This window comes from Kitasatospora sp. NPDC001095, from assembly GCF_053598615.1.
Map to the genome: position 1 here is coordinate 1 of NZ_JBSFKQ010000009.1, position 25,341 is coordinate 25,341.

The 25,341-nt window shown below is 75.5% G+C and carries 16 protein-coding genes; 9 read left to right on the plus strand and 7 right to left on the minus strand.

The window, feature by feature from the left end:
* Positions 1–355: 355 nt before the first annotated feature.
* On the minus strand, positions 356–4,000 hold the full coding sequence (locus ACWDBB_RS10900) for a HelD family protein (protein WP_449789269.1): 3,645 nt from the start codon (positions 3,998–4,000) through the stop codon (positions 356–358).
* A gap of 340 nt (positions 4,001–4,340) precedes the next feature.
* On the opposite strand from ACWDBB_RS10900, the gene ACWDBB_RS10905 reads away from it, so the two are divergent.
* Positions 4,341–5,579: a histidine kinase gene (locus ACWDBB_RS10905; protein WP_449789270.1), complete on the plus strand. Its 1,239-nt coding sequence runs from the start codon at positions 4,341–4,343 to the stop codon at positions 5,577–5,579.
* A gap of 5 nt (positions 5,580–5,584) precedes the next feature.
* Positions 5,585–6,304 carry a response regulator transcription factor gene (locus ACWDBB_RS10910; RefSeq protein WP_449789415.1) on the plus strand — a complete coding sequence of 240 codons (720 nt, stop codon included), beginning with the start codon at positions 5,585–5,587 and terminating at the stop codon, positions 6,302–6,304.
* 17 nt (positions 6,305–6,321) lie between these two features.
* Here ACWDBB_RS10910 and ACWDBB_RS10915 read toward each other — a convergent pair whose 3' ends face one another.
* Positions 6,322–7,734 carry an amidase gene (locus tag ACWDBB_RS10915; RefSeq protein WP_449789271.1) on the minus strand — a complete coding sequence of 471 codons (1,413 nt, stop codon included), beginning with the start codon at positions 7,732–7,734 and terminating at the stop codon, positions 6,322–6,324.
* A gap of 125 nt (positions 7,735–7,859) precedes the next feature.
* On the opposite strand from ACWDBB_RS10915, the gene ACWDBB_RS10920 reads away from it, so the two are divergent.
* The 5 genes from ACWDBB_RS10920 (at position 7,860) to ACWDBB_RS10940 (ending at position 13,017) form a co-directional block, all read left to right on the plus strand.
* Positions 7,860–8,489: a TetR/AcrR family transcriptional regulator gene (locus ACWDBB_RS10920; protein WP_449789272.1), complete on the plus strand. Its 630-nt coding sequence runs from the start codon at positions 7,860–7,862 to the stop codon at positions 8,487–8,489.
* 196 nt (positions 8,490–8,685) lie between these two features.
* Positions 8,686–9,711 carry an RNA ligase family protein gene (locus ACWDBB_RS10925; RefSeq protein ID WP_449789273.1) on the plus strand — a complete coding sequence of 342 codons (1,026 nt, stop codon included), beginning with the start codon at positions 8,686–8,688 and terminating at the stop codon, positions 9,709–9,711.
* Positions 9,620–10,102, plus strand: coding sequence for an alpha/beta hydrolase fold domain-containing protein (locus tag ACWDBB_RS10930; RefSeq protein WP_449789274.1), 483 nt, complete (start codon positions 9,620–9,622; stop codon positions 10,100–10,102). The genes ACWDBB_RS10925 and ACWDBB_RS10930 overlap by 92 nt, the downstream gene beginning before the upstream one ends.
* 235 nt (positions 10,103–10,337) lie before the next feature.
* Positions 10,338–11,249, plus strand: a complete 912-nt coding sequence (locus tag ACWDBB_RS10935) for an AurF N-oxygenase family protein (RefSeq protein ID WP_449789275.1) — start codon at positions 10,338–10,340, stop codon at positions 11,247–11,249.
* A 70-nt stretch (positions 11,250–11,319) separates the two neighbouring features.
* Positions 11,320–13,017: an FAD-dependent oxidoreductase gene (locus ACWDBB_RS10940; RefSeq protein WP_449789276.1), complete on the plus strand. Its 1,698-nt coding sequence runs from the start codon at positions 11,320–11,322 to the stop codon at positions 13,015–13,017.
* 517 nt (positions 13,018–13,534) lie between these two features.
* Here ACWDBB_RS10940 and ACWDBB_RS10945 read toward each other — a convergent pair.
* From ACWDBB_RS10945 to ACWDBB_RS10965, 5 genes are all read right to left on the minus strand, one after another.
* Positions 13,535–13,894, minus strand: a complete 360-nt coding sequence (locus ACWDBB_RS10945; protein WP_449789277.1) for a hypothetical protein — start codon at positions 13,892–13,894, stop codon at positions 13,535–13,537.
* A 228-nt stretch (positions 13,895–14,122) separates the two neighbouring features.
* The gene (locus ACWDBB_RS10950; protein WP_449789278.1) at positions 14,123–18,895 is read right to left on the minus strand and encodes a DNA repair ATPase; all 4,773 of its coding nucleotides are present in this window, start codon (positions 18,893–18,895) and stop codon (positions 14,123–14,125) included.
* A 136-nt stretch (positions 18,896–19,031) separates the two neighbouring features.
* Entirely contained in the window at positions 19,032–21,062 is a 2,031-nt protein-coding gene (locus tag ACWDBB_RS10955; protein WP_449789279.1) for a flotillin family protein, read from the minus strand.
* Positions 21,063–21,188: 126 nt separating this feature from the next.
* Positions 21,189–21,932: a hypothetical protein gene (locus ACWDBB_RS10960; RefSeq protein ID WP_449789280.1), complete on the minus strand. Its 744-nt coding sequence runs from the start codon at positions 21,930–21,932 to the stop codon at positions 21,189–21,191.
* Between the two features lie 318 nt (positions 21,933–22,250).
* Complete coding sequence (locus ACWDBB_RS10965) at positions 22,251–23,366, minus strand: PucR family transcriptional regulator (protein ID WP_449789281.1); 1,116 nt, start codon at positions 23,364–23,366, stop codon at positions 22,251–22,253.
* Between the two features lie 394 nt (positions 23,367–23,760).
* Here ACWDBB_RS10965 and ACWDBB_RS10970 point away from each other — a divergent pair, with 394 nt between their 5' ends.
* Together ACWDBB_RS10970 and ACWDBB_RS10975 are read left to right on the plus strand one after the other, a co-directional pair.
* Positions 23,761–24,516, plus strand: coding sequence for a tyrosine-protein phosphatase (locus ACWDBB_RS10970; RefSeq protein ID WP_449789282.1), 756 nt, complete (start codon positions 23,761–23,763; stop codon positions 24,514–24,516).
* A 254-nt stretch (positions 24,517–24,770) separates the two neighbouring features.
* Positions 24,771–25,334: a DUF4291 domain-containing protein gene (locus tag ACWDBB_RS10975; protein WP_449789283.1), complete on the plus strand. Its 564-nt coding sequence runs from the start codon at positions 24,771–24,773 to the stop codon at positions 25,332–25,334.
* Positions 25,335–25,341: the final 7 nt, after the last annotated feature.

Sequence of the window (25,341 nt, forward strand, 5' to 3'; positions counted from 1 at the left end):
TCCTGGGCCGAGGACACCTGCCGCCTCGGCCTGGGCCACGATCTCGCGGGCGGCCTTCAGCTTGATCGAGCCGGCGAAGTTGAACCCCTCCACCTCGTGGAGGCCGGCGTCCGCTGCGACCGGCGTCCGCTGCGTGTGAGGAGGCCGCCGCGCACGTCCGGGCCATGTGCGAGGCCGGGCTGGGCGCCGTGTCCTCCCGGCACGCCGTGCCGCTGGAGGCCTCGGCCGCCCTGTGCACCGACGACGACCCGGGAGGCCCTGCGGCTCTTCGCCCTCGCGCTGGACACCCCCGGCGCACCATGCTGCGCGGCGCGCTCGGCCCGGTGTCGGAGCCGCCGCGGTGCGCGGGCCGAGGCTACGCCCCCGGCGCGCCCAGGGCGGCGTCCGTGTCCCGCCCGCCCCAACCGCCGTCCGGGCGGCGCCAGATGACGTGGACGCCGAAGACGTCGCGTACGGTGTCGGCCGACCAGTCCTCGGTGGGCGCTTCGGCGAGCACCAGGTAGAGAGCGGTGGCGGCCGTGGGCAGGGTGTGGTTGATCTCCAGCAGCCGGGTCGCGCCCGAGCGCAGGTCAGGGTAGGAGGAACAGCCGGCGCCGAGCGCCTCGTAGAGGAAGAGGCCCTGCCCGGTGACGCAGCCGACATCGACGACCGGCGAGTCGGTCGGCTGGAAGTCGGCCCAGAGCAGGGCCGACTTCAGCGCGTGCCGGACCGCCTCGTGCTTCTTGCACCTGCGGTCGGCCTCGGCGGACGCCTCCAGCATGCGGAGGAATCCCTCCTTCGTGGCCGGGGCGGGTGCGGCGGGGGTGCTGACCGCGGGGACCATCGGGCTGTCGTCCTCCTGCTCGGGGTGGCGCGGGGCGGCGGGGGGCGTGTCCGCGTCGGTGGGGGCGGGTTGGGTGGGGCTGGTCTCGGCGGGGGCGGTCTCGGCGGGGGTGGTCTCGGTGGGGGTGGTTGAGGCCGAGGTGGCGGGGGCGAAGCGGGCCCGGAGCCTCTCGCGGGCTTCGGCCAGGCGCTCCGTCCAGCCCGACGCCGTGAGCTCCGCCCGGAGCCGGGCGAGGTCCAGGGCGCCCTCCTTCAGCGCGCGGTTGGTCGTCGCGGCGAGGTCGCGCAGAGCGCCCAGCGCGTCCCGGTCGGGGGAGCCGAGCAGGTGGAACACGTCGACCCAGTCGGCCTGGTCCCGCCGCAGCACGCGGTTGGCCATGCCCTGCAGCTCGGAGAGGTGGACGCGGGCGTCCGGGACGTTCCCGTCCCTCCCGACCAGCTCGCCGAGCACGTCCAGCGCCGCGACGTAGCGCCCCGCCATTCGTTCGGAGACCGGGGACCGGCCCCGCTGGTCGGCGGTGAGGACGGTCTGGGTGGTCTCGTTCGCGAACACCCAGCAGTCCAGCTTCTCGCCCAGCCGCGGCGGCACCGAGCCGTGCCGGACGGTGAGGACGACGGGCCGGTCGATCCCGGGGGAGACGGGCTTGACCCGGTAGCGGCCCCCGGGGGCGCGGCCGACGACCTCGACCCTGACGTCCGCGCCGATCCGGGGGAGGGTGCCGGTGGCCTTCTCCGGCGGAACGGCCTGCTGTGGATCGGCCTGAGGTGCGGCCTGTGGATCGACCTGGGGTGCGGCCGGGCCGGGGGCGGTGAGAGCCTCCGGCAGCGGAGCGGTGTGGAGCACGGTGAGGCTCTGGGTACTGCGGGTCAGGGCCACGTACAGCTGCCGCAGCCCGGCCGGACCGCGATCGGCGATGGTGGCCGGCTCGATGACCAGGACGTGGTCGTACTCCATGCCCTTGGCCTGGGCGGCGGCCAGGACGGACACCGACTCGCGGCCCCCGGTGCCGCCCGTACCGTCTGCCACGGCACCGCCCGTGCCGTCGCCCGTGCCGTCGCCCGTGCCGTCGGCCGGGGCGCCGCTCCGGTTGAGCCGGCGGTCGATCTCGTCGAGCCAGTTCGAGTCGTCGGGGACGATGACGGCCACGGAACGGGGGGTGTGCCCGTCGTCGGTGCCCACCAGGCGGGCCACCTGGGCAACGGTGTCGTCGAGCAGTCGCCACGGGTCGGTCGCCACCGTCCGCACCGCGTCCGGGCCCACCGAGCGAACGGCTTGGGGAGACTCCAGCGTCGGTGCGACCGCCTGCGCGAGGGGCGCGACGAACCGCATGATCTCGACGGGAACGCGGTAGCTGGTGTCGAGCCGGGCGATGCGCCAGTCGCCGTTGTCGGAGAGGATCGCGCCGAGCTGCTCCCAGGTCGCCGGGATGTGCGGTCCGGTCGCCTGTGCGAGGTCGCCCAGGACGGTCATGGAGCCGTTGACGGCGCAGCGCCGCCGCAGGGTGCGGGCCTGCATGGGCGTCAGGTCCTGGGCCTCGTCGATCACGATGTGCCCGTAACGCCTCGGGGTCTCCCCGCTGATGAGCATCCGGAGCTCTTCGAGGCAGACCTGGTCGTCGAGGGTCCAGGGTTCGGCACCGGCGGTGGCGGCGCGGGACCTGAGCAGCACCGCCTGCTCGTCCGCGTCGAGGACGCCGTCGGCGCAGGCGGCCAGGAGCTCGGGCGAGTCGTAGAGGGTGCGCAGCGCCTCCCGGGCGCCCGGTGACGGCCAGACGCGGTCCACGAGTCGCTCGACCCGGCGGTTGCGCTCCAGGTCGCGGCGGACCGAGTCGGCCTGCCTGCGCCGCGGCGCGACGTCCGAGAGCTCCTTCAGCAGACGGTCCACGAGCAGGCCCCGGAAGCGGTCGCGGCGCTCCCGGTAGGGGCCGTCGCCGGTGTTGGCCCGGGCGAGCAGGGCGAGGACCTCGGACCGCGGCACGCGCAGCGTCGTGCTGCCGGCGGTCACGACGACCGTGGGCTCGTCGCCCTCGAAGGAGGGGGCTTCGGTGAGGTCGTCGAGGGCCTCGGGACGGTACTCGCGCTCGACGCGCCGCCGCAGGACGGCCGCCATCCGTTCGTCCGACTTCACCGTCCTGGCCCGCGGGGAATCCGTGCCGAGCACCTCGCCGTCCCACAGGCGGTTCAGCTGGACGGCGTTGACGTCCCGGGTGCCGAGGGTGGGGAGGACCTGGCCGACGTAGTCGAGGAACCGCTGGTGGGGGCCGATGACCAGGATGTCCTGGGCCTTGAAGTGGGCGTTGTCGACGAGCCAGGTCACCCGGTGGAGGCCGACAGCGGACTTGCCGGTGCCGGGGCCGCCCTGGATGACCAGGATGTCCGAGGGGGAGCCGGTGACCAGGGCCATCTGGTCGCGCCGGATGGTCTCGACGATGTCCCGCATCCGGCCGTTGCGCGAGCGCTGGAGTTCGCGCAACAGGAAGTCGTCCGGCCGGAGTTCCGGGCGGCGTTCCGGACGGGGCGGGGCGGGGGCGTCGGCCGGGTCGTTCGCCGCGGGGTGGGCGCCGCGCCGGCCGCGGTGCTCGGTGGCCTGCCGGGGGACCGGCCGGGGAGTGGGGCGGGGCGTGGGTCCGGGGGTCGGCCGGGGTACGGGACGGGGCTCGGTGGCCGCCTCGGGGGACGCTTCGGCGACCGCCTCGGGGGCGGGTGCGGGGAGCGCGTCGGGCATCGGGGCGGAGGCCGGCGGGGCGATCTCGTCGAAGTAGTCCTTGACGATGTGCCGCACGCACCGCAGCCGGCGCCGCAGGGAGACCTCGCCCGGAGACTCGGGCAGGGCCTCCGTCCACCGCTTCGCCAGTGGACTCGTCCAGAGCACCACCACCGGATCGCGCGCGTCGTCCCGTACGCCCCGGCGCCCGATGTACCAGGGGCGGGGCTGCCCGCCGGGGTCCTCCGGGGCGTCGACCCGGGCGAAGACCAGGGCTTCGTCGTTGAGCCCGTCGTACTCCGCGGCCCTGGCCTCCGCCTCCGCCCGGTTGGCGATCCCGTCCTTGCCACTCGCCGATGCCTCGGCCGTCGACGATCCGCTCAACTCACCGAGCCGTGCGGCGTAGCAGCGGTAGGCGTGGTCCACCGCGCGCTGTTCGACAGCCAGGACCTGGTCCCGAGTGGTCGTGCCCATGTGCGTCCTCCCTGCGGTGCCTGGGGCACCGCTGCGGGCCTGCGTCACGGGCCTGCGTCCGTGCGTGGTGAAACAACTACCAGAGAGCGGGCGGTGACGAACAGACGGAACTGGCGTTCCCCGGGCGGGGGTTCGGCGCCGGGCGGACCGGGCGGACCGGGCGGACCGGGCGGACCGGGCGGCCCGGAGGGCGGGCGGGTGGTCGGTCGGGCGTCGGTCGGCGTCGGGCGGGGTGCCCGTGAGCTTCGCGGGGCGGTGGTGGTGACGATGACGGTGGCGGTTGGGATCCTCCCTCGATCGGGGGAGGAGCGGGGCCGGAAGGCCGGTGATACTGGCGCACATGATCAAGGGACTGCGGCTGCTGCTGCGCGGGTCGACGTACAAGGGTGTGCTGTTCGCGGTGGTCGGGGCGCTGGCCGGGCTGCCGGTCGCGATGCTCGCGCTCGCACTGACGCTGGGGGTGGACGGCCGGCCGGAGGCGGCCTGGGTGGGGCTGCCGGTGTGGGTGCTGCTGCTCGGGGTGGCCGGGCTGCCGCGGGTGGTGCGCCGGGTGCTGGTGGCGGGGGCGCGGCGGCTGCTGGGCGTCGCGGTGCCCGACCCGGTGAAGGGGGCCGCGGCGGAGCGGTGGCGGACGCCGGCGTTCGTGGTGGCGCACGTGCTGCTGGGGTGGACGGTGCTGGTCGGCGGCAGCACGCTGCTGGTGATGGGCGTGACGCTGCCCGGCCGCTGGGCGGCGGGCGAGGCGCGGGTGAGCCTCTTCGGCTGGGCCACGGAGCTGACGGGCGTCTGGGCCTGGATCGTCGCGGCACTCTGCCTGGCCCTGGCGGCCGCCCTGTTCGCGGGGGTGTCGGGCGCGCTGCGGTGGCTGGCGCCGCGACTGCTCGGGCCCTCGCCGGCCGAGCGGCTCGCGATGGCCGCCGAGCGGGAGCGGCTGCTGGCCGAACGCAACCGGCTGGCACACGAGTTGCACGACTCGATCGGGCACACCCTGACCGCCGCCACCATCCAGGCGGCCGTCGCGGGCGAGGTGCTGGCCGCCGACCCGGCCGCGGCCAGGGCCGCCATGCGCAGCATCGAGGAGTCCACCCGGGCCGCGCTGGAGGACCTCGACTACGTGCTGGGCGCGCTGCGCGAGGAGCAGTCGGGCACCGCGCCGACCCGCACGCTCGCCGACCTGCCCGAACTGGTCGACCGGCTGCGGCACGCGGGCGCGGTCGTGGTGCCGCGGACCTCCGGGAACCTGGCGCAGGTGCAGGGCACGCTCTCCCGGGCCGCCTACCGGATCGTCCAGGAGGGGCTGACCAACGCGCTGCGGCACGGCGCGGGCGGGCCGATCGAGCTGCGGGTGGCGGCGGGACCGGAGGAACTGGAGCTGTGCGTGGTCAACGGGACGGGCGGCGGTCCTGGCGGCGGGGCCGGTGCGGCGGGGGCCGAGGCGGGCGGCTTCCCGACCTCGGGGCACGGGCTTCCCGGCCTGGCCGAGCGGGTGCGGCTGCTGCACGGCGAGTTCGAGGCCGGGCCGTACGGGGAGGGGCAGTGGCGGTTGGCGGTCCGGCTGCCGATGCGGTGGTCGGCGTGAGCGGTGTGAGCGGCGCCGATCCGGGTACGCCCGACGTCACCCTCCTGATCGCCGACGACGACCCCGTCACCCGCAGCGGGCTGGGCACCCTGTTGGGTGCCCAGCCGGGCGTCACGGTGGTCGGAACGGCCGCCGACGGGGTCGAAGTGGTCGAGCGGGCACGGCTGTTGCGGCCCGACGTGGTGCTGATGGACGTGCGGATGCCGCGCCGCAACGGGATCGAGGCGACCCGCGAACTGCTGAGGGAGCACGGCCCGGTGAGCGAGCGCGGCCCGTCGGGGGAGCAGGGCGGCCCTCCCAAGGTCGTGGTGATCACCACCTTCGAGAACGACGGCTACGTCACCGCCGCGCTGAGCGCCGGAGCCTGCGGCTTCGTGCTCAAGCGGCTGCCCGTCCCGCAGATCGCCGAAGCGGTGCGGGTGGTGGCGGCCGGGGAGGCGGTGCTGTTCCCCGCCGCCCTGCGCCGGATGGTCGCGCCCCGGCCGCTGGACTCGGCCGAGGCGCTGCCCCGGGCGGGGCTGACCGGGCGGGAGGAGGAGGTGCTGCGGCTGATGGCGACCGGACTGTCCAACCCGGAGATCGCGCAGGCGCTCGCGGTGAGCCAGGAGACGGTCAAGACGCATGTGGGGAACGTGTTGAGCAAGCTCGGCGCGCAGAACCGGACCCACGCCGTGGTCATCGCGTACGAGAGCGGGCTGGTGGTGCCGGGCCTGCCGGGGGCCTGACCGGCACCCGGCGGGGTTCAGGGCCGCGGGTCGATCGGGGTGAGGGTGCCGAGGCGGTCCTCGACGGCCTGGGCGGCGGCCAGGCAGAGGTCCTCCCGGAAGGCCCGGCCGACGAGCTGGACGCCGGTCGGCAGGCCGTCCGCGTCGAGGCCGGTGGGGACGGCGACGGCCGGGACGCCGACGAGGCTGGTCACCGAGCAGAGCCGCATCGCCGAGGCGACCCGGTCACGGCCCGCCTGGTCCCGCGACTCCAGGCCGGGCTCGACCGGCGGCTCGGTGAACACCGGGCCCAGCAGCAGCGGGTACTCGTGCAGGAACTCCGCCCAGGAGCGGCGGATGCCCATCCGAGCGCTCAACAGCCGGACCAGGCCGGCGACGTCCGCGGGCGGGGCGCTGCGCATCGTCAGCTCGATGTAGCGGTCGCCGCCCTCGCCCAGCAGCTGCCGGACGGCGGGCCAGGTCGGTGCGAACTCGCTGACGGGGAGGCGGTGGTAGGTCTCGTACGCCTCGTCCAGCCTCGGGACGTCGGGGATCTCCCGGACGTCGTACCCGGCGTCGCGCAGTGCGTCGGCGGCGGTCTCGACGGCGCGGCGGACGGCGGGATGGACGCCGCGGCCGCCCGGGTCGGTGACGACGGCGACCCTGATCGGGCCGTCGAGCGGCTCCCCGTACAGCGGGACGGGCACGGCGCGCGGGTCGCGGACGTCGGTGCCCGCCAGCGTCTCGTAGGCGAGCCGCAGGTCGGCGACCGTACGGGCCAACGGGCCGTCGGTGACCAGGACCTGGGAGGCCGGGCCGGGGTCGTCCGGCCCGATCAGGCGCTGGTCGGTGGGGAAGCGGCCGAGGGTCGGCTGGAGGGCGGCGACGCCGCAGAACGAGGCCGGGACGCGGACCGAGCCGCCGGAGTCGTTGCCGAGCCCGAGCGGGGCCATCCCGGCGGCGACGGCCACGCCGTCCCCGCCGCTGGAGCCGCCGGGGGTGCGGCTCGCGTCCCACGGGTTGCGGGTGTCGCCGTACAGCTCGCTGCGGGTGTGCATCCCGGCGACGATCAGGGTCGGCATGTTGCTGTGGCCGATCGGGATCGCCCCCGCCGCGCGCAGCCGGGCGACCGGGACGGCGTCGGTGGTGGCGACGTGGTCGCGGAAGTGCGGGGCGCCGAAGGTGGTGGGCACGCCGGCGATCGGGGTGCACTCCTTCACGGTGAACGGCACACCCGCGAGCGGGCCCGGTTCCTCGCCCGCGGCCCGGCGGCGGTCGGTGTCCCGGGCGGCCTCGCGGGCCCGGTCGGCGAGGAGCTGGGTGACGGCGTTCAGGTCGGGGTTGACCTCGGCGATCCGGGCCAGGTGGCTGTCCACCACGTCCAGTGCCGACGCCTCGCCCGTGCGCACGGCGGCGGCGAGTTCGGTGGCGGGCCTGCTCCACAGGGGCATGGGGGTACTCCTCCGACTTGCGACGTTCCGATGCGGTTGCATCGGTTGCCGTACTCTAGTCCGAGAACCGATACGCTTGCATCGGAATAAGTCCGAGACCGGATGACGTGCGGAGGAGACCGGAGATGCCCAAGCAGGTGGATCACGAGGACCGGCGCCGGCGGATCGCCGAGGCCGTCTGCCTGCTGGTGGACGAGCACGGGCTGGAGGGCGTCAGCCTGCGGGACGTCGCCACCCGGGCGGAGGTCTCGATGGGGGCCGTCCAGCGTTGCTTCCGCACCAAGGAGGAGATGCTCCTGTTCGCGCTCACCCATGTCGGCGAGCGGGTCGCCGAGCGGGTGCGCGGCCGGCTCACGGCCGGCCCGGCGCAGTCGGCGGCCAGCGAACTCGGGCTGGTGGCCGGTGAGGTGGCGCTGCTGCGGGAGGAACACCGGGCGGAGGCCAGGATCTGGCTCGCCTTCGTCGCCGGAGCCGCCGTCAACCCGGCGCTGGCGGCGACCCTGCGGAGCAGCTACGCGGCGCTGGAGGAGCTGATGGTGCGGCTGGTCGCCGAGGCCGCCGGCGCGGCGGTGGTCGGCGGGTCGGCGCTGGGCGGGGAGGCGGCGGGCGCGGCGGTGGTCGCGCGGACCGAGGCCCGGACGCTGCTCGCCCTGGCCGACGGGCTCACCGCGCACGTCCTGGTCGGGCACCGGACGGTGGCGGAGGCGGAGGAGGTCCTGCACGCGCACCTGGCCGGGCTCTGGGCGCGCTGCTGAAACGGGGGCGGGGGCCGTCATCCATGGCGAATCCGCGCCGAATCCGCGCCGAATTCGCGCCGATGAGATGATCCACGGACGGGGCGGTCGGCGGCGGGGCGGTCTGACCCCGAGGCCCCGAGGCCCCGAGAGCCCGAAAGCCGGAACCCCCGAATCCCGGTTGCCAGCCGGCGGGCCGGGCGGCGAGGATTCGTTCGTGTCCGAGACGGTGTTCGAGACGGTGTCCGACGGGCCAGAGCTGCGGCCCTACCCCAAGATCCCGGCCCGCGGCCGCTCCGGCGGGCCCGGCAGTCGGGAGTGGACCGCGGCGGAGAAGGTGCACGGGGCGCACTTCGCCGTGGTCTGCGAAGGCGGCTCGGTGCGGGCCGCGAAGCGGCGCGAACTGCTGGACGACGAGGGGCTGGACGGCTTCTTCGGCGTGAGCCGGATCTGGCCCGAACTCTCCGTCGCGGCGGCCCGGTTCGCCGCCGCGGTGCGCGGAACCGGCGGCCCCGACGCCGTGGTGACGATCTACGGCGAACTGGCCGGCGGCCGCTACCCGCACCCCGAGGTGCCCGTCGCCCCCGGCGTCGACCCGGTCCAGACCGGCGTCTGGTACGCCCCCGGCCTGCGTTGGCTGCCGTTCGACGCCACCGTCGAGACACCCGAAGGCCGTTGGTGGATCGCCGACCGCACCCTGCGCACGGCCGCGCGGGCCGCCGGACTCACCTGCGTGCCCCTGCTCGGACACGGAGCCCTGAACACCCTGCACGACCTCCCGGTGCGCTACCCCACCCGGGTGCCCGCCCTGTTCGGCCTGCCCGAGCTGCCCGACAACCTCGCCGAGGGGTACGTCCTCAAGCCGGCCGGCGAGTGGCACGAGTCCGGTCCGGCCCGCCCCCTGGTGAAGGTGAAGCAGCAGGCCTTCGCCGAGGACGACCGCTACGACGGCGCCCGCCCGTACCTCCCCCCGCCCGAGGGCGCGGCCGGCGTCCCCGCCTGGCTCCTCGTCCAGGCCTCCGCCCTGCTCACCCCCACCCGCGCGGCGGCCGCCGTCAGCAAACTGGGCCCGCGCGCGGCCGTGGAGGCCGTGGCGGAGGAGATCGCGGCGGACGTGGCCGACGAACTCGCCGACGCCGTGGGTGGGTTGGATGCCGCCGCCCTGGCCGCGCTGCGCCTGGCCCTGGAACCCGGCGCGCGCTCGTTGGCGTCCTTCGACGCGCAGGACCGGCGCAACTCCTGACAGCGGGGGAGCGGAAGCGGCCCGGGCGAGAAGGCGGCTGTCGCGAGCCGAGGCGCGAGGGTCGTGTGCGGGAGGCTTCCAAGTCCGGTGGGCGGGGCTCGACCGGTACGCGCCCGCGGCCGGCGACCGCACCGACCTGCGGCTGTCGCCGCTGCTCGCCGAGGACCTGACCGGGCTGCCGCCCGCGTACATCGGCACCGCGGGCTTCGACCCGCTGCGCGACGAGGGCGAGGCGTACGGGCGGGCGCTGGCGGAGGCCGGAGTCGCGGTGCGGCTGAGCCGGCAGTCGGACCTGATCCACGGGTACGTCAACTACCTCGGCCTCGGCGGGCGCTTCCGGGGGGCGGCCGCCGAGGCGGCGGAGGCGCTGCGGCAGGCGATCGGCGGGTAGCGGACAGGCGTACGGCCGAGGGCGGGACATGGGGGAGGGTCCGCCCCGCGCCGTGCCGTGGGGGGTGGGGGTGGACCGGGCCGGGGCGGGCCGTGCATGCAGGGGGCGTGAGCCGACGCCCGCGCGCCGGGTCGTTGCCGCATGGGGGGTTCTCGGCGCCCGGCTCTTATTGTACTGTCCGTCTAATAAGCGGGTGAGCGGGAGCCCGCGGCGGAACAGGCACCTGGAGGCAGCCATGGCGCTCAGCTGGCACGCGGGGCACGGCCACACCACGGCCGACGACGACGTCTCGAAGCGGCTGCTGGAGTCGGCCGCCACCCTCTCCTTCGACCCCTCGACCGAGATCGACTGGGACGCTCCTCTCCCGGACGAGCACTACGGCCTCAATCCGGAGTGGAGCACCCTCTACGGCACCCGACTGTGGGACGAGATGACCGAGCGGCAGCGGGTCACACTCACCCGGCACGAGGTCTGCTCGATCATGAACACCGGCATCTGGTTCGAGATGATCCTCCAGCAGATGGTGCTGCGCGACCAGTACCTCAAGAACCCCGCCAGCGCCGAGTTCCAGTTCGCGCTCACCGAGATCGCCGACGAGTGCCGCCACTCGATCATGTTCGCCCGGGCCTGCGAGAAGATGGGCGTCCCCGCCTACCGCCCGCACAAGCTGATCGCCCAGGCCGGACGCGCCTTCAAGGCGCTCGCCAAGGGCGAACTCGCCTACGGCGGCATCCTGGTGGCCGAAGAGGTGCTCGACGTCATGCAGCGCGACTGGATGCGCGGCGAGAACGTCCTGGAGATCGTCCGCGGCACCTCCCGGATCCACGTGGTCGAGGAGTCCCGGCACATGAAGTTCGCCCGGCAGGAGATCCGCGAGCGGATGCGCCACGCGAGCCCCGCCCGCCGGCGCACCTCGGCCACCGGTATCGCCGTGGGCGCGTACGTCATCGTCACCAGCATGGTCCACCCGGGCGTGTACAAGGCCGCCGGGCTCGACGTCCCGCGGGCGCTCGCCGAGGTGCGGGCCAACGAGCACCGCAAGGCGATGATGCGCACCAGCTCCCGGCACCTGATGGCCTTCCTCGCCGAGACCGGGCTGCTCACCAGCCGCGCGGCGGCCGTCTACCGCCGGGTTCACATGCTCTGACGAAACGTCAGGAACTCTTCCACCGGATCGTTTCCCGCCCATCGGACACAGCGAGGACCCCACCCCGGCCATGGCCTACGCGATCACCCAGACCTGCTGCAACGACGCCTCGTGCGTGTCCGTCTGCCCGGTCAACTGCATCCACCCGACCCCGGACGAGCCGGAGTTCGGCACCACCGACATGCTCTACATCGACCCGCGGGCGTGCATCGACTGCGGCGCCTGCGCGGACGCCTGCCCGGTGGACGCGGTGTTCCCGGTCGACCGGCTGCGCGGCCCCGACACCGTGTTCGGCGACCTCAACCGCGACTGGTTCCGCGACCACCCCAGCGACCACGCCTGGGGCGCGCCCAGCTTCCCGCGCAGCCTGCCGGGCGGGCTCGGCACGCTGCGGATCGCCGTCGTCGGCACCGGCCCGTCCGCCGGGTACACCGCGCAGGAACTGCTGCGCAGCACCAGCGCCGAGATCACCATGATCGACCGGCTGCCCGTCACCGGCGGCCTGCTGCGGCACGGCGTCGCCCCCGACCACCAGTCCACCAAGCGGATCGTGGAGAGCTTCGCGAGCGTCTTCCACGACCCGCGGCTGCGGATGCACCTCAACGTGGAGATCGGCACGGACGTCAGCCACCAGGAGCTCGCCGCGCACCACCACGCGGTGGTGTACGCGGTCGGCGCGGCCGCCGACCGCCGGCTCGGCATCCCCGGCGAGGACCTGCCGGGCAGCCTGCCCGCAACCACCTTCGTCGGCTGGTACAACGCCGAACCGACCGTGCCCGCCGAGGCGGTGGAGCTGTCGGCCGCCGAGCGGGTGGTGGTGGTCGGCAACGGCAACGTCGCGGTGGACATCGCCCGCATCCTGCTCACCGACCCCGACCGGCTCGCGGCCACCGACATCGCCGACCACGCGCTGGCCGCGCTGCGCCGCGGCAGGGTCAGGGAGGTCGTGCTGCTCGCCCGGCGCGGTCCGGAGCAGGCGGCGTGGACCAGGGCGGAGTTCGTGGCGCTGCGGCAGCTGCCGGGCGTCGAGGTGGTGGTGGCGGACGACCCGCAGGTGCGGGCGGCGATCGAGACGGCGGGGGTGGAGTCGGGAACGGGTGCGGGCGCGGGTGTGCCGGGATCGGGCTCGGGCGCTGCGCTGCTCGCCGGGCTGCCGCTGGTGCCGTACGACGGGGCCGCGGCGCCAGCGCCGGGGCGGCGGATCGTGCTGCGGTTCCTGTCGGCGCCGGTCGAGCTGTCCGGGAACGGGCGGGTCGAGGGCCTGACCGTCGAGCGGACCACCCTGGCGGCGGACGGCCGGGTCGAGGGCACCGGGGAGCGGGACGTGCTGCGGGCCGGGCTGGTGGTGCGCTCCATCGGGCACCGGGCAGTCCCGCTGCCCGGGCTGCCGTTCGACGAGCGGGCCGGGACGGTCGCCCACCGGGCCGGGCGGGTGGTCGACCCGGCCACCGGGCGCCCGCTGCCGGGGACGTACGTCGTGGGCTGGGCCAAGCGCGGACCGTCCGGCGGGATCGGCGCCAACCGGGCCTGTGCGCGGGAGACGGTGGACGCGCTGCTGGACGACGCGACCGCCCGCGTGCTGCCCGTCCCGGAGGCCGACCGCAGGGACTTCGAACGGCTGGTGCGCCGCCGGCGGCCGGACGCGGTCGGGCTGCGGGAGCTGCGGGCGGTGGACCGCGCGGAACGCGAGCGGGGCGAGAGCGAGGGGCGGCCCCGGGTGAAGCTCGCCACCGTCCCCGAGCTGCTGGCGGCGGGGCGGCGGCGGTAGCGGGGGCTGCCGGGGCCCGGGGGACTGTCGGGGGCCTGCTGCGGGCGCCGGGGGACTGCCGACTCTGGCCGGGGTGCCGGGGCCGGGCGGTGCCGGGGTGGGGCGGTGCCGGGGCGGCGTGACGTGCGCAGGGAGTCGGGTGGGCCGACTTCCTGCGCACCCGGCCGCTCCCCGCAGGGGGTTGACCTGCGTCGCGCCGGGTTGACGGGACCGTGTCCCGGTGCGGCCGGGGGCGTTGGGTGGGCGTGAGTGGTTTTGGGCGGCTGCCGGGGCCGGAGTGGCAAACGGGTGAAGAAACGATCCTGCGCGGCGCCCCGGACCGGCCGCCGGAAGCGTCGCAGGTGTCGCAGGCGCCGGAGGTACCCGGCCCCCCCGACGCGCCGGAGGCACCGGACGCACCGGACGCACCGGAGGCACCCATCTACGCCGAGCTGGCCCGGCGCTGGCAGGCCGAGGGGCGAGCCGTACCCGGACTGCCCGATCCGGTCTGGGAGTCGCTGGCCGCCCCGGCCGGGGCTCAGTCGGCGGTGTCCGGCTCGGGCCGCAGACCGCTCGAAGGCCCGGCCTGGGGCTCGCCCTGGAGTTCGGAGCGGAACCCGGCGGCGGGTTCGGGGTGGAACCCCGGATAGAACTGCCGCGCCCAGCGGTGGAACAGCCCGGTCGAACGCTCCCCGGGTACGAGCCGGGGCTGCGCCAGGTGCCGCTGGTGGGCCAGCACCGGCCGGTCCTGTTTGGTGATCCGCACCGAGGCCCGCAGCGCCGCCCAGGAAGCCGCCCGGTCGACGGTCCGCGCCGCGCCGACCCCCGGCACCGGCACCGTGGCGGTCACCGCGAACCGCACCCTGGTCCGCCACGGCGCGAGAGGCGTCGGCAGCACCCACCCACAAGGTGCCGCTCACCTGCGGCAGTTCCACCTCCAGTCGGCTCATCCCGAGCCCGGCGAGCGTCACCGGCTGCTCCAGGAGCACCGCGCCCAGCCCCGGGAGCCGGGTGGTGGTGCGCTGGTGGACGGTGAACAGCGGGCCGGCCGCCTCCGGCGGGGCGGTCTCGCGAAAGATCGGCCGGATCGCCTCGACCGTCCAAGCGCGAAGCGCCAAGCCCCGGCCTATGGCTCGAACTTGTGGATGGCGTCCGTGTCCGGACGTGACCGCCAGGAGCGCTTCAGCTCCGCCCAGCGGGCCTCCTGTTCCTCGGTGAGGACGCCCCGGAGCTCGGCCAGCTTGAGGAGTTGGGCCTCGGCGTCGGCGCCCAGGGGCTGGGCCTCGGCGCGGTAGTGGTCGGTGAGGAGCGCGTCGAGTTCGGGGCGGGTGAGGGCGGGGTCGAGGCGTTGGGCGAGCTTGGCCATGTTGCGGTAGGAACCCTGGAGGAGGAAGGGCGGCTCGGTGCGGGTGCGGTCGTCCTGGGCGGCGGAGGCGAGGTAGGCGCGGTTGACGGCCAGGACGGTGGAGCGCAGGTGGAGCAGGCCGGCCAGGACGGCGGTCATCCGCTCGGCCTCGGCGGCGGGCCAGGCGCCGGCCAGGGTGCCGCCGGGCAGGCCGCAGGCGCGGGCGAGCAGGGTGTCCAGGTCGGCGCGCTCGGCGGTGGCGAGCGGGGCGAGGTGGGGGTTGGCGGGCAGGGCGTTCTCGACGAAGCTGAGCGCGAAGAGGTCCTCGCGTCCGGCGACGGCGTCGCCCAGGTTCCACACGTCGGCGCGGTTGGCGAGCATGCCGGGCAGCCGGAAGAGGCGGCCGGACTCGGTGTACGGGTTGGCGGCCATGACCACGGCGAAGCGCTTGCCGCGCAGGTCCCACTCGCGGGCCTCGCCGTCCCAGACACCGTCGATCCGGCGCTGGGCGTCGCACAGCGGGATGAAGCGCTGGAGGAACTCGGGCGAGGTGTGCTGGACGTCGTCCAGGTAGAGCAGCACGTTGTCGCCCGCGTGCAGGGCGAAGTTGAGCTTCTCGAGCTCGCGCCGGGAGGTGGCGTCGGGGGCCTCGGCCGGGTCCAGCGAGGTGACCCGGTGGCCGAGCGCGGGGCCGCTGACGGAGACCAGCAGCAGGCCGAGCCGCTCGGCGAGGTACTCGACCAGGGTGGTCTTGCCGTAGCCGGGCGGGGAGACCAGCAGCAGCAGGCCGCTGCGGTCGACCGGCCCGCCGGACTCGGCGGTGCCGAGCTGCTTGGCGAGGTTGTCGCCGACCAGCGGCAGGTACACCTGGTCGATGAGCCGGTTGCGGACGAAGCCGTTGAGCGGGGCGGGCCGGTACTGGTCGAGCCGCAGCCGGGCGTGCTCGGCGGCCAGCAGGTCGCCGCGCAGTCGCTGGTAGGCCCGGTAGCCGGGCATCTCGACCTGCTCGAACTCCTCCACCCGGGCGAGGAGTTCGTCCAGCCGCAGGTCGAGTGCCCCGCCGGTGACTCGCGGGTGGTCGCCGAGCAGCCCGGTGACCCGGGCGCCCACGGCCCCCTCGGCGGGCCGGCGCGGCAGGGACGGGCAGAGCAGCGCGGCGGCGGCCTCGGCGAGGTCGGCCGGATCTGCGTCGGCGGATCCGGACTCCAGCCAGGCGGTGGCGAGTTGGCGCCGTACGGGCAGCAGCGCGGGCTCCTCGGGCAGTGCGGCCAGTGCCTCGGTGAGGCCGGCCGACTCGGGGGCGGCGCGGAACTTGTCGAGCAGTGCGGCGGCGCCCGCCGAGTGGGCGAAGCTGGGGGCGGCGGAGGCCAGTTCGGCCACCAGATAGGGCCCGGCGGGCTCCGCCCCCGGGACGAAGTCGGCCACGGCGGCGGTGAGTTCGTCGGCGAGTGAAGCCAGCGCGTCCAGCGCGGCCGCTGCCGGGGCGCCGCCGAAGGCGTCCCGGGCGAGGCCCAGCGAGCGGGCCCGGGTGTGCCAGAGCAGCCGCTGCCGTTCGTCGGTGCCGTGTGCCCAGTACAGCTGCGCGGCCGCCCGGGCGGCCGCCGGGTGGCGCAGCAGTCCGGCCTCGGCGTCGAGCCGGAGCAGGGCGCGGAGCAGCAGTGCGGCGTCGTGGTCGTGCACGCCGCGCTGGTAGCCCTCGTCCGGGCGTTGCTCGGCGGCCCGCCGGACGTACTCCAGCAGGTCGCCGTCCGCGGGCGGCGACCCGGCCTCGGCGGCCGACAGCAGGCTCGCCGCGAGGTACTCGGCGCGGTACAGCCGCGGGGTCTCCGAGGGCAGCGGGCGGTCCCAGTACCGCTCGGTGGCGGCGAAGGCCGGGTCGGTGACGGGGGAGCGGTAGTTCGTGCCGGTGAGGGTGAAGGCGGGGCGTCCGCGCCAGGGCACCAGGGCGAGTTCGGGCCGCTGGGTGGTGACGGCGAACAGGTGCCGGCCCAGTCGCAGGGTGCCGGGGCCGTCTCCGGCGAGTTCGGCGCGGTCGCGCAGGGCCCGGTGGGCGCGGCCGCGGGCGGCGCGCAGCCGGCCGGTCAGCTCCTCGGCCCGGACCCGGTCGCCGAGTGCGGTCAACTGCCCTGCGAGGTCGCTGAGTTTGACGGCCGTCGGGTCGGCGGCGAAGGCCGCCTCGATCTCCTCGGCGGAGTCCAGTGCGGCCAGTCGGCGGTGCAGGGTGTCGAGGATGCGTTCGGCGGAGGCGGCCAGCCGGTCGGCGCGCCGGGCCCGCTCCTCCAGCAGGTGCTGGCGGCGGGCGGTGAGCGCGTCGTGGATCTCGGTGCGCCGGGCGGTGAGCTGCTCGCCGAGGGCCGGGTCGGCGTCGGCGAAGCGGGTCTCCAACTGCTCGATCCGCAGCAGCAGTCGACCGAGCTGATCGTCGCAGGCCTCGGGGGTGTCGGCGGCGGCGAGCGCGGCGGTGGTGGCCTGGCCGAGCAGGGCGGTCTCGGCGGCGAACTCGGCGGCGGCCTCGCGGGTTCGCAGCTCGCGGCGGCGCACGGTCAGCACGGACCGGGCCCGGTTGAGCAGGCCGAGGACGTCGGCGAGCCGGTCGAGGATCGCGGTGCGGGTGGTGGCGTCGGCCAGGTCGAGGGTGCCGACCAGCTCCGAGACGGTCTGCAACGCCTCGCTCTGGGAGCCGAGTTCGAGCCCCAGTGGCTCGGCCTCGGCGGCGGTGGCGATGGCGGAGCAGCGCTCGGCGAGTTCGCCGGCCCGACGCCGGTGCGGCTCGAAGGCGGTCGGTTCGGCGAGTTGGACGACGGCGCGGTCGGCGGCCTCGGCCAGACCCTCGGCGAGGTGCGCGGCGAGCGCGTCGATCCGCTGGACGTCGGCGCGCGGCAGCTCGCGCAGCGCCTCGACGCGCCCCTGGGCGCGGCGCAGAGCGGCCAGCCGGTCGACCCACTCGGCGGCGTCGGCCAGTGTCTCGCCGCGGGCGGTGCGCAGCAGGCCCTCGACGTGCTCGGCGGCCTCGTCCGTCCGCCGGGCGGCGTGCGCGGTGAGCTGGGCGACGGCCTCGTACTCGGCGACGACCTGCCGGGCGGTGTCGCGGATCTCGGCGAGCGGCGCGGCGAGGTCGCCGAGGCCGCTCTGGCCGAGCCAGTGGTGCCGGTCGGCGGTGCGGGTGCAGGCGGCGAGGACGGCCTGGTGGCCGGCCGGGGTGTCGGCGCCGGCCGCGGCCAGCCGGGCCAGGGCCAGGCAGTCGGCCAGGCCGCGGACCAGGTCGGCGTTGCCGATCCGGGCCAACGGACCGCTGCCGGAAGGCTGTTCGGCGGCGAAGCGCTCGCTGGTGAACGGGGTCTGCCAGAGCTGGACGGTGTGCAGTCGGCTCGGCCCGTCCTCGGCCGGGCGCAGGGCGATCAGGGTGCCGTCGGCGAGCAGCGCGTAGCCCTGGCAGGGCAGCGGGGCGGCGGCCTCCTGGCGGACGCTGTTGTACGGCTGGAGCAGGGCGCGGCCGTCGACCGGGGAACGGAACTCGTACAGCACGTCCTCGCCGTTGGGCGACACGACGGTGCGCTCGTACACCAGGCCGTCGACCGGCTGGTCGAAGGTGCGCACGGTGCCGTCCACCAGGTGGCAGCCGCCGGGGAAGGCGACGCCCTGGTCGGCGGGCAGTCGAAGGCAGGCCTGGCCGAGCGCGTCGATCCGGGTGACGGTGCCGGTGGGCAGGTGGACCACCAGGTGCCGCTCGGTCTCCTCCTGGTACGGGCGCACGCGCACCAGCAGCAGGGTGCCGATCCGGGCGTGGGCGATCCGGGCGTCGGCGAGGGTCTGGAGGGCCTCGGCGAGCGGCTCGCGGTGCAGCTCCCGGCCGTCCGGGGTGGTGATGCTCAGTCGGCCGCCGTCGACGCCGACCAGCAGCTCGCCGGCCAGGTCGGCGCGGGGCGGGCGGCCCGGGCCGGCGGGCAGCTGGTCGTCCCGGGTGAGCGCGGTCCAGGGCAGCTGCCGGCCGTCGGCGGGGGTGTGGTCGCGTTCGCCGCGCCCGTCCAGGTAGGACGGCCGGGCGCCGTCGGCGAGGCCGCCGTCCAGGCGCCAGCGCAGCACCCGGACGTCGGTGGCGGCCGGGCCGGTGCGGAAGACGGCGAGCAGCCGGCCGTCCACCGGGCGCAGCCGCTCCAGCCGGGCGTCGCGGAAGTAGCGGCGCAGGTCGGCGAGGTCCTGGCGCAGCCGGGGGTCGTCCAGCAGGGAGCCCTCGGCGGGCGCGGGGGAGAGGTCGGGGTGGTGCAGGCCGAGTACGTCGGTGAAGTCCTCGTCGCCGTCGGCGGGTTGGGCGGGGCGGGTGCCGAGCAGCAGCTGCCCGCCGGCGGCGGTGAGGTCCTGCGGCAGGCAGGCCCGGGCGGTGGTGAGCCGCCCGGTGCCGACCAGCCGCAGCTCCCCGCCGCCGAACTCGGCGACCCGGCGGGCGTTCAACGCCTGGGCCCGGTCGGCGAGTTCGGCGGCGGCTCGGGCGAGCCGGTCGCGCAGGACCTCGTAGGTGCCGGCGTCGAGCCGGGCGTCGAGGGCGTCCACGGTCACGGTCACGTTCCTCGGTCGAAGCGGGTTGAGTCGGGTGAGTCGGTCGGCCCGGGTGAGCCGCCCGGCTCGGGCGAAACGGTCGGCCCGGGTGAGCCGCCGGGCTCGGCTGGGTCGGCTGACGTGGCCGCTCGGCCGGTCACTTGGAGCCGTTGGCCGCGGCGAGGCCGCCGGCCAGTGCCCCGATCGGGGTCTCCGCGACGCCCAGCTTCCGTGCCGAGTCGAGCAGTTGGCGCAGCTGACCGGCCTGGTCGCCGGCCCCGGAGCCGATCAGCTTCATCAGCAGGGCGGACACCGTCAGGTTCTGCACGTCCGCCGTGGAGACCGAGGAGAGCACCCGGGTGAGGTCCTCGGTGAAGCTCGCCCGCCCGTCCAGCCAGGGGCCGGCCAGGGTCTGCGCGGTCTGCGAGTGGCCGACGAAGGCGTCCACGCTCTTGCCGGCCGTCACCGACTGCACCAGCCGGTCGAAGAACACCGAGTCCCCGCCGACGATGTCGATCTTCGCCTTCTCCAGCCCGGCCGCGACCAGCGCCGCCTGGGCCTCGGCGATCTGCCGCTGGGCGTCCAGCCCGGCCAGCCGGACGTCCTTCTCGGCGGCCAGCCGCAGGCGGTACTCCTCGTGCCCGCGCGAGGCCTCGTCCAGCTTGGCCATCGCCGCGGCCTTCTCGGTCAGGCCCTCGGCCTCGGCCTTCAGCTTCCCGCCGATCTCCAGCGCGGCGGCCTTCGCCTTCTCGGCCTGGACGGCGGCCTCGGCGCGGCCGACCTTCTCCACCGCCGCGGCCTCCTGCTCGCGGACCTGGACCCGGGCCAGCCCCTCGGCGGCGGCCTCCGCCCGGACGCCCTCGGCCATCCGGATCTTGGCGGCCGCGTCCAGCTCGGCGGCCTGCTGCCGGGCCTCGGCCATCACCAGCGCCTCGCGGGCCTTGTGCGCGGCGGCCTGCTCGGCGGCCTCGGCGGCCTTGATGTCCTTGACGAGCTTCTCCTGCGCCTCGGCCTCGGCCTGGATCACCACGGCCTTGCGGACGCGCTCGGCCTCCTCGGTGGCGCGCAGGGTCTTGACGGCCTCCTCCTGCTCGGCGACGGTGCGGTCCACCGCGACCCGCTCGCGGACCACGTCGGCGACCTCGCGCTTGGCGGACTCGACCTCCTTCGCCTTGGCGATCGTGGCCAGTTCGGTCTCCCGCTCGCGGCCGACGACCTCCAGCAGACGGTCCTTCTCGATCCGCTCGTTCTCCACCGCGATCACCCGCTCGCGGTTCTTCTGCGCCACCGCGACCTCGCGGGCCTGGTTCTCCCGCTGCACTCCGAGCAGCTCCTCGGTGCGCAGGAAGGCGGTCTGGGCGTTGAGCCGCTCCTCCTCCTGCACCCGGGCGATCACCGCGTCCTCCTTGGCCCGCAGGGTCTCGATCTCGCGGCGCTGGCGGATCTCGGCGTCGGCCTGCCGGCGCTCCAGCTCCAGGACGGCCTCCCGGGCGTCCACGTTCTGCCGGGTGATCTCCTTCTGCTCGTTGCGCTGGTACTCGTTGGTGCGCACGTGCTCGATCGCGGTCAGTTCGGTGATCTTGCGGATGCCCTGGGCGTCCAGGATGTTGTCGGCGTCCAGCTGGCTCATCGGGGTCTGTTCCAGGTGGTCGATGGCCGCGTCCTCCAGGGTGTAGCCGTTGAGGTCGGTGCCGATGACCGCGATGATCTGGTCCCGGAACTCGTGCCGGTGGGTGTACAGGTCGGTGAAGTCCAGCTGCTTGCCGACGGTCTTGAGCGCCTCGGCGAACTTGACCGCGAAGAACTCCTGGATCGCCTGCGGGTCGCTGGCCCGGGCGGTGCCGATCGACTGCGCGACCTTGATGACGTCCTCGACGGTCTTGTTGACCCGGACGAAGAACGAGATCCGGATGTCCGCGCGGATGTTGTCGCGGCAGATCAGGCCGTCCCGGCCGGCCCGGTGGATCTCCACCGTCTTGGCGGTGATGTCCATCAACTCGGCCTTGTGGAGCACCGGGAGGACGATCGCGCCGGTGAAGGTCACGTCCACCTTCTTCGTCCGGGAGACGATCAGTGCCTTGCCCTGCTCGACCTTCTGGAACAGGCGGCCCACGAACAGCAGCATGGCGAGCAGGATGAGCAGCACGACGGCGACGAGCACGCCGAAACCCACGGCGATGGTGTCCATCACGGAGTCCTTTGACGAGATGGCGAGTTGGTGCGAAGAGAAGAAGCGAAGAGAGAAGAGAGGTGCGATGAAGGCGGGGGTGAACGGTGAGGGCGAGCGTCGGTGAACCGGTGAACCGGTGAGGCGTCAGGTGACGGACGGCGGATCGAAGGGCGCCACCAGGAAGTGCTCGCCCTCGGCGTCGTAGTCGAAGATCAGCGCGGTCCGCCCGGCCGTCAGAGCCGGTTCGGGCTCCGCCGTACGGACCTGGACGGTCGCGGTGGAGCCGTCCTCCGCGGTCACCTCGGCCTGTCCGAAGTCGGCCGTCACCCGGCCGGTCCGGATCACGCAGACCCGGCCGACGAAGTCCCCCCGGGTGAGCGGCCGGTCCTGCGGGAACAACCGCGACAGCGGCCGGACGAGCGCCCGGGTGCCCGCCCAGGAGGCGACCAGCGCGACGGCGAACACGCCGCCGCGCGCCGGTGCCCCCGAGGTGAGGACGGTGCCGGCCAGGCTGACGAACCAGGCGAGCGCGACCAGCAGCGACACCGCCACCGTCACGGGCACCCCGCCCAGCCCCAGCGCGGCCAGCACGCCCGCGTGGTGGCCGGAGCCGCTCCGGTCGGATCCCCCGTCGGCACCGTGCCCCCCGGCACCGTGCCCACCGTGACCGGCGTCCGTGACGTGTACGGCGTGTCCCCCGTGCCCGGCACCCAGGTGGTGCCCCGCGTGCCCGACGTCCACGTGGTGCCCGCCGCCGTGCCCCCCGTGCACGGCGCCGGGCACCAGGCCGCCGAACAGCATCAGCAGCCAGTACCCGACCACCACCACCAGCGCGAAGCTGAACAGCGCCGTCGGAAAGGCCAGCGCGGCCGCGAAGAATCCCCCCATCCCGGCCACCCTCCCCCGCCCTTCCGACGGCGCCGCGCTTCGGCGCCGGGGAGATCATGGCAGTGCCGGGCGCGGCCGCACATTGCCAGGATCCGGCAATCTTTACGCCCTCTTGACACCCTGGTACGCACGGCCCGCGTGACACTGCAACAACCGGGCAACAGGACGACCGTCGGACGGCCGCAACGGGGCCCCGCGGGTTTGGCGCGGCGGGGCGCGGTGGCGGCCCCGCAGGGCGGCGGGACTGCAAGCGTAGTGAGTGACACCGCATCCGTAGTGAGCGGTACTACAGCCGCAGTGGCCGGAACCACACCGGAACTACAGCGATCGTTCCGGCCAGTTCAGCAGTCGCGCCCCCATGGCCGCCGTCTCCAGGGTGAAGCGCTGGAGCGCGTCCGCCGGGTCGTACCCGGTGAGCGCCTTGATCCGCTCCAGCCGGTAGCCCAGGGTGCGCACGCTCAGGCCCAGCCGGCGGGCCGCCTCCGCGTTCACGTACGCCGCCTCCGCATGCACCACGATGGTGTCCAGCAGCGGCCGGGCCCCGCCACGCGCCTCGGTCAGCGGGCCGAGCACGCTGCGCACCAGGTCGGCCATGGCGGCCCGGTCGCGCATCAGCACCGGGAAGACCAGCAGTTCCTCGGCCCGCAGCTGCCGGGCCGGCAGGTCCAGCCGGTGCGCGTAGTCCAGTGCGTCCAGCGCCTCCTCGTAGCTGCGCGGCACCCCGCTGGGCCCCGAGTGCCGGCGGCCCGTCGCCACCCGGCGCACCGGCTGGTAGCCCGGCCCGGGGCGCAGCGCCAGCTCGGCGAAGGCCTCCAGCAAGGCCCGCTCGGCGTCGGGGGCGATGCAGATCAGCCGGCCGTCCTTGCTGGCCAGCAGCACGTCCCGCTCGCCGAACCGCCCGCTCAGCTCCCGCTCGACCCGGTGCACCAGCGGATGCACGTCCGCGAACGGCTCGTCGCCCACCGCGACGGCCACCGTGTACGCGCCCGCCAGCCGCAGCCCGAAGCGCTCCGCGCGCTCCGCGAGCAGCCCGAGGTCGCTGCGGCCGAACAGCAGGTCGTCGATGAACTCCCGCCGCGCCGCCTCCTCCTGGCGGACGGCCAGGCGCTGCGCCCGCTCGTGGCCCTCCCCCAGCGCGGCCAGCGCGGCGTCGGTGGCGCCGAGCACCGCGTCGCCCATCCGGCGCAGCTCGGTGACGCTGCTCGCGCCGGTCGTCCCGGGCAGGGTCTGCCAGGCCCGCCGGGCCGCGGCCAGGCAGTGCGCGACCACCTCACGCAGTCCGTACCCGGCCTCCGCGCAGTGCTCGCCGAGCTTGCGCAGGCGCTCCAGCTCCTCGCGGCGCACCAGCCGGCCGGTTCTGGAGACGTCGGCGAGCAGGACGAGGTAGACCTCGGCCAGCTCGGTGGGTATGTCGTGGTCGTTACCCTCGATCACCGTGTCCTGCCATCCCCCGTACGGCCTGGTGTTTCGGCGCTGAATTTATCAGGGACGCCCAGGTCGGGACGGCGTCGGCGGCCCGAGCGAGCGGTCGTGGGCGGCCCGGGCGAACAGCCCCGGACGGCCCGGTCGAGCGGTCGCGGGCCCACCCGAGCAAGCGGTCGCGGACGGCCGGAGCGCGCGCCACCCCCGCCGATCCGCGCAGCCCGTACGGCGCCGGGTCGCCGTGGCCCGCCGACGGGGGTGGGGTGGAGGGATGCACCGGTCCGGGCTTGCCGGGCGGCCCCCGGAGGGGTTAGACATCCAGACGTCGCCGCCGTGCCCCGCCTCCGGGGCCCCCGTCTCCGGAGCCCCGTCCAGTCCCGGGTGCGGCCCCACCGAAAGGCCCCGCATGTCCCTGGTCAACTTCCGCGACGCCGCCACCCTCGGCGACCCCGAGGGCCGGCGGGTCCGTCCCGGTGTGCTGTACCGCTCCGCCCAGCCGTTCCCGGCCGCCGACGAGGCCACCGTCACCCAGCTGCGCGGCTGCGACATCCGCACCATCGTGGACCTGCGGGACCCGCGGGAGACCGACCCCGCCGACTGGGCCGCCGCCGAGGCCGCCGGCATAGCCGTCGTCGCCGCCCCGGTGAACCCCGCCACCGACGCCCTCACCGCGCGGATGAGCACCATGGCCACGGCCGCCGACCTGGGCGACTTCTACGTCCTGCTGGCCGAGTCCGCGCCCGAAGCGGTGGCCGCCGCCGTCGACGCCACCGTCCGCCCCGGCGCCGTCCTGCTGCACTGTGCCGCCGGCAAGGACCGCACCGGACTGCTGACCGCCCTGCTGCTGGATCTCCTCGACGTCCCCGCCGAGCACATCGTCGCGGACTACACCCGCACCGCCGACGCCCTCCCGCAGATCTTCGCCGGCCTCGCCGAGCGCCACCGCACCGCCCTCAACAACCACACCACCTCCCGCGTCACCGACTCCCAGGGCCGCAACCTCACCATCCCCGCGCCCCTCCTGGAGGCCCCGGCCGAGGCCATGTCGGTGTTCATCGACCGCGTCCGCACCCACCACGGCGGCGCCGCGTCCTTCCTCCCCGGCTGCGGCGTCCCGGCCGCCACCCTCGGCGCCTTCCGCGCCAAGGCGGCCGCCGCCTGAGCCGAAGGCCCGCCGCTGCGGTGCCGAGCCGTAGGCCGGCGGGCGCGCGATGTGGCTTCCGGTCCCCGCGTCCACCAGCGCCGTCGAGCGGCACGGCCGCGGCCGCGGTCACCGCTCGGCAGCCCTCGCACCGCCGGGCGGCCCCCGCACAGCCCGGCAGCCCCCCGGGCGCCCCGTAATCCCGTTGCGCCGCCCCGCCCCGCGCTGGCAGCGTGCCCGGGGAGGGGCCGGCGAGGGGAAGGGGGTGCCGGGGGATGACCGCGCTGCGGGAGATCCGCGCCGACCACGACGAGCGGACGATCGTGCTCTACCAGGCCTACCCGCCGGCCGTCGCCGACGCGGCACTGGCGGCGGGCCGGTTCGTGGCGCCGTTCGGCTTCCACCGGATGACGTGGATCAAGCCCTCGTTCCGCTGGCTGATGCACCGCAGCAACTGGGCGCAGAAGCCCGGCCAGACCAGGGTGCTGGCGGTCCGGATCACCCGGGAGGGCTGGGAGGAGGCCCTCGCCCGCGCCGTCCTGACCACCGCGCACCCGGACGAGGTGGCCCGCGCCGGGGTCCACGTGCAGTGGGACCCGGAGCGGTCGCTGCGCGGGGCGGCGCTGAACCACTACAGCATCCAGGTGGGCATCGGCCGCGGGCTGATCCGCGCCTACGCCGAGGAGTGGGTCGTCGGGCTCACCGACCTCACCCCGCAGGTGCGGCGGATCGCCGCGCTGGTCCACGGCGGGCAGGCGGCGAAGGCGCAGCGGCTGCTGCCGCCCGAGCGCCCGTACCGGCTGCCCGCCGCGACGGCGCGGCGGCTCGGCCTGGGGTAGCGCGGGG

Bases quoted from the DNA above. Each gene is read 5' to 3' on its own strand.
- ACWDBB_RS10970 (WP_449789282.1), top strand. From the start codon at position 23,761: ATGTCCCTGGTCAACTTCCGCGACGCCGCCACCCTCGGCGACCCCGAG.
- ACWDBB_RS10905 (WP_449789270.1), top strand. From the start codon at position 4,341: ATGATCAAGGGACTGCGGCTGCTGCTGCGCGGGTCGACGTACAAGGGT.
- ACWDBB_RS10930 (WP_449789274.1), top strand. From the start codon at position 9,620: ATGCCGCCGCCCTGGCCGCGCTGCGCCTGGCCCTGGAACCCGGCGCGC.
- ACWDBB_RS10960 (WP_449789280.1), bottom strand. From the start codon at position 21,932: ATGGGGGGATTCTTCGCGGCCGCGCTGGCCTTTCCGACGGCGCTGTTC.
- ACWDBB_RS10940 (WP_449789276.1), top strand. From the start codon at position 11,320: ATGGCCTACGCGATCACCCAGACCTGCTGCAACGACGCCTCGTGCGTG.
- ACWDBB_RS10900 (WP_449789269.1), bottom strand. From the start codon at position 4,000: ATGGGCACGACCACTCGGGACCAGGTCCTGGCTGTCGAACAGCGCGCG.
- ACWDBB_RS10955 (WP_449789279.1), bottom strand. From the start codon at position 21,062: ATGGACACCATCGCCGTGGGTTTCGGCGTGCTCGTCGCCGTCGTGCTG.
- ACWDBB_RS10920 (WP_449789272.1), top strand. From the start codon at position 7,860: ATGCCCAAGCAGGTGGATCACGAGGACCGGCGCCGGCGGATCGCCGAG.
- ACWDBB_RS10975 (WP_449789283.1), top strand. From the start codon at position 24,771: ATGACCGCGCTGCGGGAGATCCGCGCCGACCACGACGAGCGGACGATC.
- ACWDBB_RS10935 (WP_449789275.1), top strand. From the start codon at position 10,338: ATGGCGCTCAGCTGGCACGCGGGGCACGGCCACACCACGGCCGACGAC.
- ACWDBB_RS10915 (WP_449789271.1), bottom strand. From the start codon at position 7,734: ATGCCCCTGTGGAGCAGGCCCGCCACCGAACTCGCCGCCGCCGTGCGC.